The following is a 15,409-nucleotide window of genomic DNA, read 5'->3' on the forward strand; positions in this document are numbered from 1 at the left end:
TTCCTCGTCAGTCTTTGCGGTACATGGTGACTACACAGGCGCCACCGATACCGATGTTGTGCTGCAGCGCGATACGCGCGCCTTCGACCTGGCGCTGCTCGGCCTGGCCGCGCAGCTGCTGGACCAGTTCGGTGCACTGCGCGAGGCCGGTGGCGCCGATCGGGTGGCCCTTGGACAGCAGGCCGCCGGACGGGTTGACCACGTAGCGGCCGCCGTAGGTGTTGTCGCCGTCGTCGACGAACTTCTGAGCGCCGCCTTCCGGGCACAGGCCCAGGGATTCGTATGTCAGCAGCTCGTTCTGCGCGAAGCAGTCGTGCAGTTCGACGACGTTCACCGCTTCTGCGCCGATACCGGCCTGCTCGTAGACCTTCTGCGCCGCCGCGCGGGACATCGAGTAACCCGCCACATCACGCATGTCGCCGGACTTGAAGGTCTCGGCGCCATCGGTGGTCAGCGCCTGGCCGGCGATCCACACGCGCGAATCCAGGCCGTGCTTCTTGGCGTAGGCCTCGCTGCACAGCACCGCCGCCGCCGCGCCGCAGGTCGGCGGGCAGGCCATCAGGCGGGTCATGACTTCCGGCCAGACCACCTGGTCGGCGAGCACGTCTTCGCTGCTCACGACCTTGCGGAACACTGCCTTGGGGTTGTTCGCGGCGTGGCGGCTGGCCTTGGCGCGAATCTTGGCGAAGGTCTCCAGGGGCGTGCCGAAGCGCTTCATGTGCTCCACCCCGGCGCTGCCGAAGATGCGCAACGCCGCGGGGATTTCCGAGGCGCCGGGGATGGCCGCGTCGCACTGGTCGAGGAACAGCTCCAGCGGGCTGGGACGGTCGGCGAAGGCGCTGGGAATGGCCCCCGGGACCATTTGCTCGAAGCCTACGGCCAGGACGATGTCGACCATGCCGCTGGCGATCGCCTGGTTGGCCAGGTACAGCGCGGTGGAGCCGCTGGCGCAGTTGTTGTTGACGTTGATCACCGGGATACCGGTCATGCCCACGTTGTAGAGCACACGCTGGCCGCAGGTGGAATCACCGAAGACGAAGCTGGCATAGGCCTGCTGGACCGACTCGTAGCCAACGCCGGCATCTGCCAGGGCGATGCGTACGGCCTGCTCGCCCATGGCCACGTAGGTCTCGTTCTGGCCCGGTTTCACGAACGGGATCATGCCGACCCCGGCGACAACGACTTTCTGCGCCATTTGCTTCTCCTCAGAATTGCCAAGCCCACCGGGAGCGCGGCGCCGCTACGCGGCCGACGCGGATGGGCGTCATGAGTCTCAAGGATAGGCAGACCGTTCGCCCCGTCGCCCCTCCCGAATGGGATGGGTCCGCGGCCGTCGGGAGCGGCCGATCCTCATGTTTATTCGTCGCGCGCGCCCCGTGGCACAACGCGGATGTTTCATCGGGCCCACGCCCAGTCTCTCACGTCGTCGTATCGGCATCGGCCAGTACGACGGCAGGTCGAGCGCCGCTCAAGGTGCGAGGCGCGCTGCGCCGCGGTACGGCAAGCCTTCCTTGGCTAGGAAACGGCGTACCGCCTCGGCGTGGTAGTTGCTGTCGCCGCACAGCGACTGCGCCAGCGCCTCGAACTGGTTCATGGCGTGGCGATCGGTTTCGAAGCTGCGGTTGAGCAGCGTCTTCACCAGGCCCAGGGCATGGGTCGGCGCCTCGTCGAACTGCCGGGCGTATTCCAGCACGCTATCGCGCAACTGCTCGGGCGCCACCACCGTCTGCGCCAGGCCCAGGCCGATAGCTTCCTCGGCGCCCAGCGCGCGAGCAGAGAACACGATCTCCTTGGCCCGCGCCAGGCCGATCAGGCGCGGCAGCACGTAGAGCATCGACAGGTCCGGCACCAGGCCCAGGCCGAGGAAGGTCGGCAACAGGCGGGTGCGCGGGGTGACGAAGACGAAGTCCGCCGCCAGCGCCAGGGAGAAGCCCGCGCCCACGGCTACGCCGTCCACCGCCGCGATCACCGGCTTCTCCAGATCCTGCAGCTCGCCAAACCAGCGGTGGAAGCCCAACACCAGCTCACGCCCGGCGAACGCCGGCTCATCGCCCGGGTCCAGGCTGCCCAGGTCGAAGCCGGAACAGAAGCTGCCGCCGGCGCCAGTGAGCACCACCGAACGGACTTCGCGGTCCTCGCGGGCGGCCCGCAGTGCCGCCGGCATCGCCTCGCTGATGGCCTCGCACAGGGCGTTGCGTTTCTGCGGCCGGTTCAGCGTGATGATCGCCGTCCGCCCGACCTTCTCGAACACTACTGCGTCGTCTGTCACCTGCGTCTCTCCTCTTCGCCAGACGCCGCACGGAACGCGGGGCGCCGGCCGCTGGCTCAGCCCAGGTTGCGGGCGATGATCATCTTCTGGATGTGGCTGGTGCCTTCGTAGATCTTGGTCACCCGCACGTCGCGGCAGTAGCGCTCCACCGGGAAGTCGGCGAGATAACCGTAGCCGCCGTGAATCTGCAGGGCTTCGGAGCAGACTTTCTCGGCCATCTCGCTGGCGTACAGCTTGGCCATCGAGGCTTCCTTGGTGCAGGACACGCCGGCCGCGTGCAGACGCGCGGCATGCAGGGTGAACTGGTGCGCCACCTCCACCTGGGTGGCCATGTCGGCCAGGTCGAAGGCCACGCCCTGCAGCTGAATGATCGGCGCGCCGTAGGCTTCACGCTCCTTGGCGTACTTCACCGCGGCATCCAGTGCAGCTCGGGCGGCACCGACGGCCACCGCAGCGATACCGATGCGACCTTCGGACAGGGTGCCCATCAAGCGCTTGTAGGCAGTGCCCTCCTCCCCCAGCAGGTTCTCCGCCGGAACCCGGCAGTTGTCCAACTGGATAGCCGCTACCTGGGCGGAACGCTGGCCCATCTTTTCCTCGACGCGCGCCACGTTGTAGCCAGGGCCGCGCGGATCGACGATGAACATGCTCGCGCCCTTGCGGCCTTCCGGGGTATCGGTGTGAGCGGCAATGGCGAAGGCGATTCCGGCTTCGTTGCCGTTGGAGATGAACTGCTTACTGCCGTTGAGCACGTAGCCATCGCCTTCACGGCGCGCGGTGGTGCGGAAGGCGCCGGTATCCGAGCCGGCCTGCGGCTCGGTCAGCAAGCCGGCGGCGATCAGCTCGCCCGAGGCCATGCGCTGCAGGTACTTGTTCTTCTGCGCCTGGGTGCCGTAGCGGCACAGCATGTCGGCCAGGCCATTGTGTACGTGAAGGATGGTGGCGAAACCGGCATCTGCTGCGGCAAATTCCTCGATGGCCAGCACATACTCCGGGAAGGACATCGCCGAACCGCCGTACTCTTCCGGCAGGTGTATGCCAAGGAAGCCCAGCTCCGCTACCGCCGCCAGCTCATTGCGCGGCCATGCGCCCGTACGGTCGCGCTCTGCGGCGGTCGCCGCCACCACGTCCTGAGCCACCTTGCGGGCGGTATCGCGGATCATGACTTCCTGTTCACTCAGGAACACTGCGGATGTATCGCTCATTTTCTTCCTCACGAATGGGATCGGGTTGCCGATGCTTTGCCGTGCGACGCGGCCTTGGCGGCGCACTTCGCAATGTCCGCAGGATGCCGACGCGCTTCAGGGGGGCGCGCCTCCCCTCTTGGTAGGGGAGCGCCCTGCCGGGCACCTCCGCTCCGACGTCCTCAACGGATCAGCCCATGCTGTCGCGCCAGGCTGATGGCGGCGTAGCGGCTGGAAACACCGAGCTTGGCGAGGATGTTCTTCACGTTCCATTTCACCGTGCCGAAGGTGATGTTCAGGGTCAGCGCAATCCGCTTGTTGGACATTGCCTGGGCGATCAGGCCGAGGATTTCCACCTCGCGCGGGGTCAGGCTGGCGCGTTGCTCGCCGCCCGCCGCCCGCCGAGCCGGCACCGGCTCGGCGGCGCTCTCTGCAGGCGCCACATACGCCAGCAACACGTCGAGATAGCCATGCCCGGCCTCGTCCAGCCCCTCGTCCTCGCGCAGTGCCCTGAGCCGATCCAGCAGGCGAGGCCCCTCGTCGAGCAGCGTGCGTACCAGGCCGAGGCACGCACCAAGCCGGAGGGCCTCGCGCAGGCGTTCGCGGTGTTGCTCGTCCTGCCCGAGGTCATCGTGGGCAACTGCGCAGAGCAGCAAGGCCTTCACCCGCGTGCGACCGCGACCGTAGCCTTCTGCGAAGCATCCGATCAGGGCCAGCGACTCCAGCGCCGCCGCCGGCTCGTGCCCAGCCAGGGCCACGCGGGCGCGGGCGAAGGCAACCATGGTGGCAATCTCGTCCTGGCAATCGCCACGGTATTGCGCCAGCAGTTCTTCGAGACGTCCCAGGCGCTCGCCGGCGCGGCGCGCATCGCCCTGCGCCAGCAGAACCTTGACCTGTTCGGCGAGCATCAGGGCGAGCAGGCGATCCAGACCCAGCGCATGGAAATGCGCGGCCTGCGCCTCGAGGAACTCCAACAACGCCTGCGGCGTATCGCGCAACGCGGTGAGGCGCGCCCGGCACATCGAGGCGCGAGCCATCACATCGGGCATCGACGACTGCAGGATGCCGCTGCGATTGGCCAGCACGGCCAGGGCCTCGTCGATGCGATCGAGCTCGTAGTAGGCGTCGCACAGGTTCGCCGCGCACAGGTTCGCCGAGACCGAACCGCGCCCGTAGTCTTCTTCTGCCCGCGCCAGCAGGCTGGCCCCCAGGCGCGCAGCCTCGCGGGCATCGCCGATACGCAGCCAGGCCTGGGCCTGGGTGTTCTCGAAGACCATCGCCATGTCGTTGTCGCGGTCGCCCGGATCGATGGGATTTTCGTCGTGCAGACGACGCGCGGCGTCGATGCGCCCCAACGCCAGGTAGGCGCTGGCCAGCGCCGAGAGACTGATGTAGCGCAGCGAGCGGTTTTCCAGCGGCGCCTGGTGCATCGGCTCGAGCAGGCCGATGACCCGCCGCGGGTTGTCCAGCTGCAGGGCGATGGCTGCATCGGCCAGGGCGAAGCGCGACGACAGCGCAGGATTGCGCGCCGCTTCGGTACGGCGGATCTGCTCCAGCCAGCGCGCGGCCTTCTCCGGACGGGCGGTGAAGGCGTAGGTCAGGCAACCCAGGATGAACAGTCGCGGGTGAGCGAACAGGGTTTCCTGTGGCAGGCGTTCGAGCAAGTGCAGCATCGGGCTGATGTAGGCCATGCTCCAGGTGGCGCTGGCGGCCTGCTCCATGGCGGCGACGGCGAAGTCCAGGTCGCCGCCGAGGTTGGCATGGCGCACCGATTCGACTAGCAGCTCATGCTCGGCGAACCACTGGCTGGCGCGCCGATGCAACGCCTCCACTGCCGCCGAGCCCTGCTGTGCCAGGCGCTGGCCGAGAAATTCGCCGAACAGCGGGTGGAATCGGTACCAGGGCGTCTGGTCGTCGGAATCGACCCGGTAGATCAGCAGGTTCTCGTCCTCGACGCGCTTGATCAGGTCCGCCGCGTGCGGATTGCCGGTGACGAAGGCCGCGAGATCGGCGTTGAAGCGACGGAACGGCGACACCTGCTCCATCAGGCCGAGCAGTTCGGGCGCCAGGCACGCCACCACGTCCTCGGCCAGGTAGGCCTGCAGGTCCGCCGACTTCCACAGCAGCGAGCGCAGCTTGGGACGCTTGGCCGGGCGGTTGCGCAGCAGGGTGGCAATGGGTTGCAGGCTCGCCGGCCAGCCGCTGGTCAGCTCGTGAATCAGCTGTTCCTCGTCGGCGGTGAGCTTGAGATTGCCGAGGTTGTGCTCGAAGAAAACGCGAGTCTCCTCCAGGTCGAACGGCAGTTCGGCAAAGTCGATTTCCGCCACCTGGCCCTGCATGCGCAAACGGCCGAGGCTCAGCGGCGGCGAGCTGCGCGAGGCGATCACCAGGTGCAGGTTGGGCGGACAATGGTCGAGCAGCTTCTGCATCAGCCGATGCGCCAGCGGCGCCTCAACGTGCTGGTAGTCGTCGATCAGCAAGTACAGCTCGCGGCCCAGTTGTTCGGCGATGCGCGTGACCTGCGCGACCAGCGCATTGAACGCGGCCTCGCCGCTGTCGCCGTGCAGCAGTTCCGCCTCGATGGCGATGTCCAGGCGCCGCAACGCCGCCAGCAGATAGGTCAGGAAGCTGGGAAACAGTCGGTCGTCGTGGCTGAGCGATAGCCAGGCGACGTCCAGGCCATCCTTGAGCAGCGCCTGGCGCCACTGGGCGAGCAGCAGGGTCTTGCCGAAACCGGCGCCGCCGGTGATCAGCGTGACGCAGCCCAGGCGCCCCTCCTGCAGCCGCTCCAGCAGGTGCGTGCGGGGAATGTGCCGGGTGTTCAGGCGCGGCGGGGAAAACTTGGTCGCGACCAGCAGGTCGTCGGCGTTCATTAGTGACGTTTGCATGTTGTCGTTCACTCTTGCTCTGGCGCATGCGGAGTCCACAGGACACCCCGCTGCAACGCTCTTTAAACGAATGGCCAGCCCCGGCGAGCGGCTTTGCGACCGCTCGGCTGCCTGGACGGCCAGGGCCATGCTGCAACAGCCACATCTCCGCCCGCCCCGTCCGCAAGGGGGGGGGTGCGCCAGGGAAACCCTGGCGTAAGTTCGATTGCGACTGGATTGACCGCTGTGAACGAGCGAGGAGCAGAAATGAGCGAGTCGGTTTCTTTTGAAGTGAAAGGCCAGGTGGGCTGGATCACCCTCACCCGTCCGAAGGCGATGAACGCGCTGAATCGCGAGATGCTCGATGCCATGATCGAGACCCTGAAGGCCTGGGAAGGCGATGCCGGCGTGCGCGTCGTCGCCCTCACCGCCACCGGCACTGCGTTCTGCGCCGGCGCCGACCTGAAGGCCACGGGCAGTGCCCAGCCCGGCGAGATGGACCTGCTGGACACCATCGTCGCCTTCTTCGACCGCCTGCGCGCCTTCCCCAAGCCGGTGATCGCCGCGGTCAACGGCCTGGCCCTGGCCGGCGGCCTGGAAACGGTGCTGTGCTGCGACTTCGTGATCGCCGCCGAGACCGCGCGCTTCGGCGATGCCCACTCCAACTTCGGCGTCTTCCCCGGTGGCGGCGGCGCTGCCGTGCTGCCGCGCAAGATTCCGGAGAACATCGCCAAGTACATGCTGTTCACCGGTGACGCCCTGCCGGCCCAGGACATGAAGCTCTATGGCCTGGTCAGCGAAGTGGTGGCCGACGCCGAGCTGGTCGGCCGGGTCCAGGCCATCGGCGACAAGCTGGCCGAGAAGAGCCCGCTGGTGCTGCGCAAGATGAAGAAGGTCGCCGACGAGGCCACCGACAAGAGCCGCGCCGACGCCCTGCGCCACGAGCTGCTGGAGCTGCGCAACCACCAGCGCTCCTACGACATGGCCGAGGGCGTGCGCGCCTTCGCCGAGAAGCGCAAGCCCGACTTCAAGGGCTATTGATCCCGCCCCCTTTCCGAGAGCGAATTCAGATGGAAAACGTATACATCGTCGGCGTCGGCATGACCGCGTTCGGCCGCCACACCGACAAGACCATCAAGCAACTCACCGCCTGGGCCGTCGAGGACGCCCTGGACGATGCGGGCTGCGACCGCAAGTGGATCCAGGTCGGCTTCTTCGGCAACTGCACCCAGGGCCATTTCGACGGCCAGCACATGATCCGCGGCCAGGTCGCCCTGCTGCCGCTGGGCCTGGACGGCATCCCGATCTTCAACATCGAAGGCGCCTGCGCCTCCTCCAGCCACGCCTTCAACCTGGCGGTCACCCAGCTGCAGGCCGGCGCCGCTGACGTCGCAATCGCCGTGGGCGCGGAGAAGATGTTCTACAGCGACAAGATGAAGATGTTCTCCGCCTTCGAGTCCGCCTGGGACATCGAGACCTTCGAGGAGAACAAGAACTACCTGGCCGCCATGGGCAAGAACATCGTGCCGCCGCCCGGCTCGCAGTCCGAGAAGCCCTACAGCCCGTTCATGGACGTCTACGCCGCCCTCGGCCGTGGCGGCCTGATGGAGCGCTACGGCATCACCCAGCGCCAGCTGGCCGCCGTGTCCTCGAAGAACCACGGCCACTCGGTGCACAACGTGCGTTCTCAGTACCGCAACGCCATGAGCATCGAGGAAATCCTCGCCGCGCCGCCGATCACCTACCCGATCACCCTGCCGATGTGCTCGCCGATCTCCGACGGCGCGGCGGCAGCGATTCTCTGCACCGAGTCGGCGCTGAAGAAGTATGGTTTCGACAAGAGCCGCGCGATCAAGGTGCTGGCCAGCGTCGTGCGCTCGGCCTCCGCTCGCGCCGCCGAGGACTTCGACAAGGGCTGCACGCACCTGGCGGGCAAGGCCGCCTTCGAGCAGGCCGGCATCTCCCCGCAGGACGTCGACGTGGCCGAGGTGCATGACGCCACCGCCATCGGCGAGCTGCTCGCCATCGAGGCCCTGGGCCTGTGCGAGCCGGGCATGAGCGGCGTGATGGCCGAGCGCGGCGACAGCGCCCTCGGCGGCCGTCTGCCGGTCAACCCGTCCGGCGGCCTGGAATCCAAGGGCCACCCGATCGGCGCAACCGGCATCGGGCAGATCTTCGAGCTGGTCGAGCAGCTGCGCGGCAACTGCGGCCTGCGCCAGGTCGAAGGCGCGCGCATTGCCCTGCAAGGCAATGGCGGCGGCCTCTGGCGCGTCGAAGAGTCCACCGAGCACGTCGGCATCTTCGCCCGCGCCTGAGGCCGGTCGGAGAGACTTTCGCGGAGGTGCCGCCCCGGCGACACTTCCACCTTTTTCCCTTAGTACCCGTAGGTGAACAACAATGACAATTGGCTTCGACGGCCGCGTGGCCATCGTCACCGGCGCCGGCAATGGCCTGGGCCGCATCCATGCACTGCAACTGGCCGAGCGTGGCGCCAAGCTGGTGATCAACGATTTCGGCGGCAGCCGTGACGGTAGCGGCAGCTCCTCCGAGGCCGCCCTGGCGGTGGTAGAGGAAATCCGTCGTGCCGGTGGCAGCGCCATCGCCAACGGCGCCAACGTCGCCGACTACGAGCAGGTCCAGGCCCTGGTGGCGCAGACCGTCGCCGAGTTCGGCCGCGTCGATGTCCTCATCAACAACGCCGGCATCCTGCGCGACAAGTCCTTCCCGAAAATGGAGATCGCCGACTTCCGCGCGGTGCTCGATGTCCACCTGATGGGCTCGCTGTACTGCACCAAGGCTGTCTGGGACCTGATGAAGGAACAGAACTACGGGCGCATCCTGATGACCACCTCCGCCGCCGGCCTGTTCGGCAACTTCGGCCAGGCCAACTACGGCGCGGCGAAGATGGCGCTGGTGGGGCTGATGAACATGCTCGCCATCGAAGGCCGCAAGAACAACATCCACGTCAACACCCTGGCTCCGATGGCGGCCACCCGCATGACCGAGGACGTGATGCCCGAGGAGTTGCTCAAGGCCAGCCGTCCCGAGCAGGTCAGCCCGGGTGCGCTGTTCCTGGTCAGCGAAGATGCGCCGACCAAGCTGGTGCTGGGCGCCGGTGCCGGCGTGTTCTCCGCCGTGCGCATGGAAGAGACCGCGCCGGTGTTCGTCGGCGCCAACGTGACGCCCGAAGACGTCCAGGCGCATCTGGCGCAGATCACCGACTGGAACACCGCCGGTCCGCGCAACGATGCCAACCAGCAGGTGCAGATCTTCATCGAGACCGCCATGCAGGCCCTCAAGGGCGCCTGACGGCCGCGGATTCCGCTACGCCCGCACATCGCGGAGAATGCCGGCCCAACTGCTGGGCCGGCATGCCGGCTGCCCGCCCGGAGCCGCTGCCGTCCCTGACCGGCCTATGCTGATCGGCATGCGCGCTCACCTGGATAGCCCGTCACCTGGAACGCCCGTCGCCTGGGTCAACGGCAGGAGAACAAGAATGACACTGATGAACTTCGGCCGGACGTTCGGCAACCTTGCCGTCCGCTTCGCCGAGCGCGAGGCGCTGGTCAACATCGAGCGCAAGCGCCGCTACACCTTTCGTGAACTGCACGCACTGACCAACCGCATCGCCAACATGCTGCACGACAAGTTGCAGCTGGAGCGCGGCGACGCCTACCTGTGCATCCTCGACAACGACAACCTGTCCCTGCTGCACGCCTGGACCGCCATGAAATGCCAGGCGGCCGGCGCCTACGCCAACTTCCGCGACTCCCTCGAGGAGCATTGCGCGCAGATCACGCTGATCCGGCCGAAAGTGGTGTTCCTCGAGAACGCCCTGCTGGAGCACTACTTCGACGTGCTTCGCACCCAGGACATCCGTGTGGTCTGCATGGACCCGCCGGCACAGCCGCAGGACGGCCTGCTGTACTTCTGGGACCTGCTCGAAGGCGTTTCCGAGCAGACCCCCGACGTAGTCCGCGACACCCGTAACGAAGTGGTCTCCTACCGCTTCACCGGCGGCACCACCGGCGCCAGCAAGTGCGTGCCCTACACCACCGACAACTGGATGTCGCTGCGCGACTCCATGTACATGGACGGTGAGCAGCCCTACCAGGCCGACACCCGTTTCCTGCACATGGCGCCGATCAGCCATGGGTCCAGCCTCGGCTTGCTGCCGACCTTGTTCCGCGGCGGCTGCACCCTGACCCAGAACATTCCCGATCTCGCCCAGCTGTGTCGCAACATTGCGGCCGAAAAGGTCACCATGACCCTGCTGGTGCCGACCATGATCTACCGCCTGCTGGAGATGCCCGACATCGACCTGTCGTCGTTGCGCACCCTGGTCTACGGTGCCGCGCCCATGAGCCCGGCGAAGCTGCGCCAGGCCCAGGAACGCTTCGGCAACATCTTCATGCAGATCTATGGCGCCACCGAATGCCTGCACGCGGTAGCGCTGATGAACAAGGCCGACCACCTGGAGGCCAGCGACCGGCAGATCGGCTCCGCCGGCCGGATAGTCGCGGCTGCGGAGATCATGATCGTCGACGAGCACGGCCAGGAGCTCGCCCAGGGCAACACCGGCGAGCTGTGGATCCGCACGCGCGGTACCGTGTCCGACTACTTCGCCAATCCCGAGGCCAGCGTCGCCGAGTTCACCGACGGCTTCTGGAAATCCGGCGACCTTGGCTACATCGACGAGCAGGGCTTCCTGTTCCTGGTCGACCGCAAGAAAGACATGATCATCAGCGGCGGCTTCAACGTGTATGCCGTCGAGGTCGAGGCAGCCCTGAACGCCCATCCAGCGGTGTCCAACTCCGCGGTAGTCGGCATCCCCCACGAGGAATGGGGCGAGGCCGTGCACGCCGAGGTGGTCCTCAAGGCCGGCGCCCAAGTGTCCGTCGAGGAGTTGCAGGCACATGTGAAGGGCCGGCTCGGGCGCTTCAAGGTGCCCAAGTCAATTCTCTTCGTGGAAACTCTGCCGGTCAGCGTGGTCGGCAAGGTCCTGCGCCGCCAGGTACGCGAGAAGTACTGGAAGGACCGTGAGCGCCGGGTGTCCTGACCCCCAGGCGAAGAACAGCTCCAAGCCCCCGAAGCGCCCGGTGCCCTGCACCGGGCGCTTTGTCTTTCAGGGCATTCAAAGCGAAGTTCGCGAGCAGGCTCGCTCCTACGAAGAGCGGCATTTCTGCCCGAGCCGCTGTGCTGGTGGTTGACTCCACACCCTCTCCCGCAAACGGTAGCAGGTGCTGTTCGGCGCGAGCGCAGATGGCGACACCATCCTGTAGCAGCGGATCTCATCCGCGAGAATCCCCACACCGGCGCCCCTGTGGGCGCGGGCCATGCCCACGATTCGCGGACTGGGTCCGCTCCTACGACCCGGGAGGGTAGCGCGAGGCAAATCCGGACTCGTAGGAGCGGCCCATGGCCGCGATTCGCCCCCTAGGCTTCAGGACAGCGGACGCAGCCCCGGCATCTTCCAGCCACCGTCGAGGATCGCCGGTTGCGGCAGGTAGTAGCGCACCATGTAGTTCCAACCCGGCATGATCGGCAGGCAGTTGACGCTGTCGGCCGTGCAGCCGCCGAAGCGGATGCTGACCTCGCCGCCCATCCCCTTCTTCGCCGTCAGGTTGTTCAAGGTGTAGGCATTCAGCGAGTTGGGCTGGAAGCTCCCCTCGGCGTCGTAGACGCTGATCGACCAGAAGGCCCCCACCGGTACCGGCGGCACATCCAGACGATAGGCCGTGGTGCCGTCGTCGCGGGGCGGACGGACGATCTGGTAGAAGGCATCCTTCTCGGGGTTGCCGCCCCAGGCGATGGCGCTGCCGATCAGGTGGCGCAGCGGGTCGACTTCCGCGGGCTTGCCGAACATGCCGCGGGAGTCGCCGATGGTCTGGCCGAGCGTGACCAGCGCGGCGCGCAGCCGCTCTTGCCCCTGCTTGTCCCAGTTCGGCACCTCGAAGCGCCCCGGCCCGCTGGGCTGGCTGACACCTATGCGATCCTGCAGCCCATGGGCCTGCGCCATGTCCTGCGGGTTGGCCGGATCGACCAGGGTGCGGACGCCGACCAGGACGTAGCGGGTACCGGCCATCTGGCGACTGATGAGGTAGTGGCCCGCCTGGTAATGCATCGCGAGCACATGGTTGTCTTCGTCGATGATCGCCAGCGAGCGGTAGCGCTGGCCGGCGTCGGGCAGCTCGACGGTGACCGGGCCAGCGTCCAGGTCGAACACGGCGGTGGAGTACAAGGTATCGCGGTTGGGCCTGACCACAGTCTTGGTTCCTACCGGCATCAACTCGCGCCAATGGGTGAACTGGCCGAAACCGCCACGCATCACCGTGAGGCCGAAGTAGCGATCGGATTCGGCACGGCTGAAGTTGTCGACAGTGACCGCCACCGGCGTCGTGGACGCGGTCTCGGAGTGGGCCGCGCCGGCAAGCAGCAGGCAAAGGACGGACGCCAGGGGCGTAAGGGAACTCTTGAGCATGAGGGGACCTCGGGGTAATTGCCGGCGGGCCGGGCGCCGTCTGACTGCGCCCGGCCCGCCAGGCGGTCTCAGGAACGCTTGACCAGCACCGGCGGGAAGTAGCTGCCGTCCGCCACCGCGCCTTGGGCGCCGTAGTAGCGGAAGATCAGGCGGTATGGCAGGCCCGGGCGGGTCGGCAGCCAATTGCCCTCCGGTGCATCAGCCGGTTTCTGCGGGCCGAAGTACAGCGTCAGCGAACCATCCGCGCCGTAGGTCAGCTTCGAATGGTTGTTAAGCAGAAAGCGGTTCAGCTCATTGGGCAGCACATGGAAAGTCTTCGAGTCGGTCGCGGTGATCGACCAGAAGTAGTGCACCTGGCTCGCCGGCAACTGCGCCTTCGGAAAGGTCAGGCTGTAGGTCTTGGCGCCATCCAGCGGCACACCGTCGGCATCGAGGGCGCCCCTGAAGTAGTTCACCTCGTTGCGGGTGTTCGCCCAGATGCCGCCGTAGTCCACCAGCGTGCGGGTCAGGTAGTTGCTGCCGTAGGTGCCTGTCGCCGGCGGACGCGCCCAGCCGTTGCGCACCGTCCCGCCGCCAATGCTGGGGCTGGCCTTGACGATGTCGGCAAACGCTCGGGAATGGATCAACGCGTCGATGCGCTGGCGCTGCTGCGCATCGCCGACGACGGCCGCGATGGCGCGCACCTTGGCCTGGACCTCGGTCATCCCGGGGTTCAGGTCGGGTTCCGCCAGCGCCGCCGACGCCGTGTCGAAGAGCTCCACGCCCGGCAGCTTCGGCCAGGCGATGGGCGCTGTCTGCGGCACCTCGGGAAGCCGGGGCGAACCGGTCGCCTTCAGGGTGAAGGCTTGCTGCAGGCGTTCGGCCTGCTGCGGATCGGCGCCCAGCTCGACGCGCGTGAGCAGGCGTGCCGAACGCACCGGCAGGTCAATACGCTGGGTCGCGGCCGGCAACCTGACGTGCGCATCCTTCAGGCAGAAGGCGAACGGGCCGGCGGGATGCGCGGCGTAGGTGCGCTCGTTGACGTTGGCCAGCGTTTCGCCCCAACCGTTGAGCACTTGCACGGTGTAGTAGCGGCCCTGGATCTTCGGTACGCCGAGCAGCGTGCAGCTGTTCTCGTCGAGTGCCAGCCAGGCCTCGGAATAGGCGACGTCGAGGTTCGGGTTGGGCCAGTCCACCGCACCGGGCTTGCGGTGCAGCAGCTGGTTCCAGCCCATGCCCTCCTGCAGGTCGAGTTGCTGCTGGCGCAGTACCAGCGCGCGGCCGAGCAGATAGACATAGGCATCGCTGACATCCTGGTCGGCGATGGCCGCGGGCGTTTCGCCGGCGCCCGCCGTGGCACAGGCCGACAACAGCACCCCCGTCGCGACGGCGCTGAGGGCATGGGGTATACGCATGACGCTTTTCTCCAGCAGGAAGGAAAGGGCTAGCGTAGTCCGCCCTTCCCTTGCGCCGGCCCCCTTTTTAGTGGGGGGATCAGTCGCGCAACGTCGCCATGTCGATGACGAAGCGGTACTTCACGTCGTTGCGTTCCAGGCGCTCGAATGCCGTGTTGATGTCCTGCATGGCGATCAGTTCGCACATCGGCAGCACCTTGTGCTCGGTGCAGAAGTCCAGCAGCTCCTGGGTCTGCTCCAGGCCGCCGATCAGCGAACCGGAGATCGAGCGGTTGTTCAGCGCCAGCAGCGCGCCGTGGATCGGCTCCAGCGGCTCCAGCGCGCCGACCAGGACCAGCTTGCCGTGGCGGCCCAGCAGCATCAGGTAGGGGTTGACGTTGTGCTTGCGCGGGATGGTGTCGAGGATGAAATCGAAGCGGTTGGCCGCGGCCTTCATCGCCTGCGCGTCGGTGGACAGCAGCACGTGGTGCGCACCCAGCGCCCGCGCATCGTCAGCCTTGCCCGGCGAGGTGGTAATCACCGTGACTTCGGCGCCCAGGGCGACCGCCAGTTTGACCGCCATGTGCCCCAGGCCGCCCAGGCCAACCACCGCGACCCGGTGGCCCTGGCCGATGTTGTGCTCGCTCAGCGGGGTCCACACGGTGATACCGGCGCACAGCAGCGGGCCGGCGAAACGCAGGTCCAGGGCCTCGGGAACCCGCAGGACGAAGGCATCGCGCACCACTATGTGCTGTGCGTAGCCGCCCTGGGTGACCTCGCCGGTGGCGCGGTCGCGGCCATTGTAAGTCGCGGTGATGCCGTGTTCGCAGTGCGGTTCCTCGTGGCTCTCGCAGGCGGCACAGTGCTGACAGCTGTCCACCATGCAACCGACCGCCACCCGGTCGCCGACCTTGTAGCGGCTGACCGCCGGACCGACAGCAGTGACGTGGCCGACGATCTCGTGGCCAGGCACGCAGGGGAAGACGGTGCTGTTCCAGTCGTTGTGCGCGTAATGCACATCGGTATGGCACACGCCGCAATAGGCGATTTCGATGGCGACGTCGTCGTCGCGCAGGGCACGGCGCTCGATGCTCAGCGGCGCCAGTTCGGCGCGGGCTTCATGGGCGGCATAGGCAAGGCAGTGGGTCATGATCGGTTCTCGATAAATGGAAAAAGGCCAGGGAGCACTGGCCAAGTCCCTCGCGCCGCCAGGCAGTCGTTCATGCCGCTGCGGC

General features: G+C 67.1%; 11 protein-coding genes. 4 read left to right on the plus strand and 7 right to left on the minus strand.

Annotated elements, in window-relative coordinates; genetic code table 11:
* Nucleotides 1-7: 7 nt before the first annotated feature.
* From IB273_RS31105 to IB273_RS31120, 4 genes are all read right to left on the minus strand, one after another.
* Nucleotides 8-1,195 (minus strand): lipid-transfer protein, encoded by a 1,188-nt coding sequence (locus IB273_RS31105; RefSeq protein WP_138212014.1) that lies wholly within the window; start codon nucleotides 1,193-1,195, stop codon nucleotides 8-10.
* A gap of 273 nt (nucleotides 1,196-1,468) precedes the next feature.
* Complete coding sequence (locus IB273_RS31110) at nucleotides 1,469-2,269, minus strand: enoyl-CoA hydratase/isomerase family protein (RefSeq protein WP_192225841.1); 801 nt, start codon at nucleotides 2,267-2,269, stop codon at nucleotides 1,469-1,471.
* A 56-nt stretch (nucleotides 2,270-2,325) separates the two neighbouring features.
* Nucleotides 2,326-3,474, minus strand: coding sequence for an acyl-CoA dehydrogenase family protein (locus IB273_RS31115; protein ID WP_192225842.1), 1,149 nt, complete (start codon nucleotides 3,472-3,474; stop codon nucleotides 2,326-2,328).
* A gap of 161 nt (nucleotides 3,475-3,635) precedes the next feature.
* The gene (locus tag IB273_RS31120) at nucleotides 3,636-6,341 is read right to left on the minus strand and encodes a LuxR C-terminal-related transcriptional regulator (protein ID WP_192225843.1); all 2,706 of its coding nucleotides are present in this window, start codon (nucleotides 6,339-6,341) and stop codon (nucleotides 3,636-3,638) included.
* Nucleotides 6,342-6,587: 246 nt separating this feature from the next.
* On the opposite strand from IB273_RS31120, the gene IB273_RS31125 reads away from it, so the two are divergent.
* The 4 genes from IB273_RS31125 to IB273_RS31140 all read left to right on the plus strand — a co-directional run bounded on the left by IB273_RS31125 (nucleotide 6,588) and on the right by IB273_RS31140 (nucleotide 11,379).
* Nucleotides 6,588-7,361, plus strand: a complete 774-nt coding sequence (locus IB273_RS31125) for an enoyl-CoA hydratase/isomerase family protein (protein ID WP_138212010.1) — start codon at nucleotides 6,588-6,590, stop codon at nucleotides 7,359-7,361.
* A 29-nt stretch (nucleotides 7,362-7,390) separates the two neighbouring features.
* Nucleotides 7,391-8,635, plus strand: coding sequence for a thiolase family protein (locus tag IB273_RS31130; protein WP_192225844.1), 1,245 nt, complete (start codon nucleotides 7,391-7,393; stop codon nucleotides 8,633-8,635).
* A gap of 82 nt (nucleotides 8,636-8,717) precedes the next feature.
* On the plus strand, nucleotides 8,718-9,629 hold the full coding sequence (locus tag IB273_RS31135; RefSeq protein ID WP_192225845.1) for an SDR family NAD(P)-dependent oxidoreductase: 912 nt from the start codon (nucleotides 8,718-8,720) through the stop codon (nucleotides 9,627-9,629).
* A 187-nt stretch (nucleotides 9,630-9,816) separates the two neighbouring features.
* Nucleotides 9,817-11,379 (plus strand): AMP-binding protein, encoded by a 1,563-nt coding sequence (locus IB273_RS31140; RefSeq protein WP_192225846.1) that lies wholly within the window; start codon nucleotides 9,817-9,819, stop codon nucleotides 11,377-11,379.
* Between the two features lie 384 nt (nucleotides 11,380-11,763).
* Here the strand turns inward: IB273_RS31140 and IB273_RS31145 are convergent, their stop codons facing one another.
* The 3 genes from IB273_RS31145 to IB273_RS31155 all read right to left on the minus strand — a co-directional run bounded on the left by IB273_RS31145 (nucleotide 11,764) and on the right by IB273_RS31155 (nucleotide 15,324).
* The gene (locus tag IB273_RS31145) at nucleotides 11,764-12,801 is read right to left on the minus strand and encodes a DUF1254 domain-containing protein (RefSeq protein WP_192225847.1); all 1,038 of its coding nucleotides are present in this window, start codon (nucleotides 12,799-12,801) and stop codon (nucleotides 11,764-11,766) included.
* Nucleotides 12,802-12,869: 68 nt separating this feature from the next.
* Complete coding sequence (locus tag IB273_RS31150; protein ID WP_192225848.1) at nucleotides 12,870-14,195, minus strand: DUF1214 domain-containing protein; 1,326 nt, start codon at nucleotides 14,193-14,195, stop codon at nucleotides 12,870-12,872.
* A 79-nt stretch (nucleotides 14,196-14,274) separates the two neighbouring features.
* A complete protein-coding gene (locus IB273_RS31155; protein ID WP_192225849.1) occupies nucleotides 14,275-15,324 on the minus strand; it encodes an NAD(P)-dependent alcohol dehydrogenase in 1,050 nt (349 codons plus the stop codon).
* Between the last annotated feature and the right edge of the window lie 85 nt (nucleotides 15,325-15,409).

The organism is Pseudomonas sp. PDM19 (assembly GCF_014852215.1).
Classification (GTDB): Bacteria; Pseudomonadota; Gammaproteobacteria; order Pseudomonadales; family Pseudomonadaceae; genus Pseudomonas.

What these genes read in the sequence shown, in the direction of transcription:
- IB273_RS31105 (WP_138212014.1), bottom strand. Translation starts at nt 1,195, where the DNA reads ATGGCGCAGAAAGTCGTTGTCGCCGGGGTCGGCATGATCCCGTTCGTG.
- IB273_RS31115 (WP_192225842.1), bottom strand. Translation starts at nt 3,474, where the DNA reads ATGAGCGATACATCCGCAGTGTTCCTGAGTGAACAGGAAGTCATGATC.
- IB273_RS31120 (WP_192225843.1), bottom strand. Translation starts at nt 6,341, where the DNA reads ATGCAAACGTCACTAATGAACGCCGACGACCTGCTGGTCGCGACCAAG.
- IB273_RS31125 (WP_138212010.1), top strand. Translation starts at nt 6,588, where the DNA reads ATGAGCGAGTCGGTTTCTTTTGAAGTGAAAGGCCAGGTGGGCTGGATC.
- IB273_RS31130 (WP_192225844.1), top strand. Translation starts at nt 7,391, where the DNA reads ATGGAAAACGTATACATCGTCGGCGTCGGCATGACCGCGTTCGGCCGC.
- IB273_RS31135 (WP_192225845.1), top strand. Translation starts at nt 8,718, where the DNA reads ATGACAATTGGCTTCGACGGCCGCGTGGCCATCGTCACCGGCGCCGGC.
- IB273_RS31140 (WP_192225846.1), top strand. Translation starts at nt 9,817, where the DNA reads ATGACACTGATGAACTTCGGCCGGACGTTCGGCAACCTTGCCGTCCGC.
- IB273_RS31145 (WP_192225847.1), bottom strand. Translation starts at nt 12,801, where the DNA reads ATGCTCAAGAGTTCCCTTACGCCCCTGGCGTCCGTCCTTTGCCTGCTG.
- IB273_RS31150 (WP_192225848.1), bottom strand. Translation starts at nt 14,195, where the DNA reads ATGCGTATACCCCATGCCCTCAGCGCCGTCGCGACGGGGGTGCTGTTG.
- IB273_RS31155 (WP_192225849.1), bottom strand. Translation starts at nt 15,324, where the DNA reads ATGACCCACTGCCTTGCCTATGCCGCCCATGAAGCCCGCGCCGAACTG.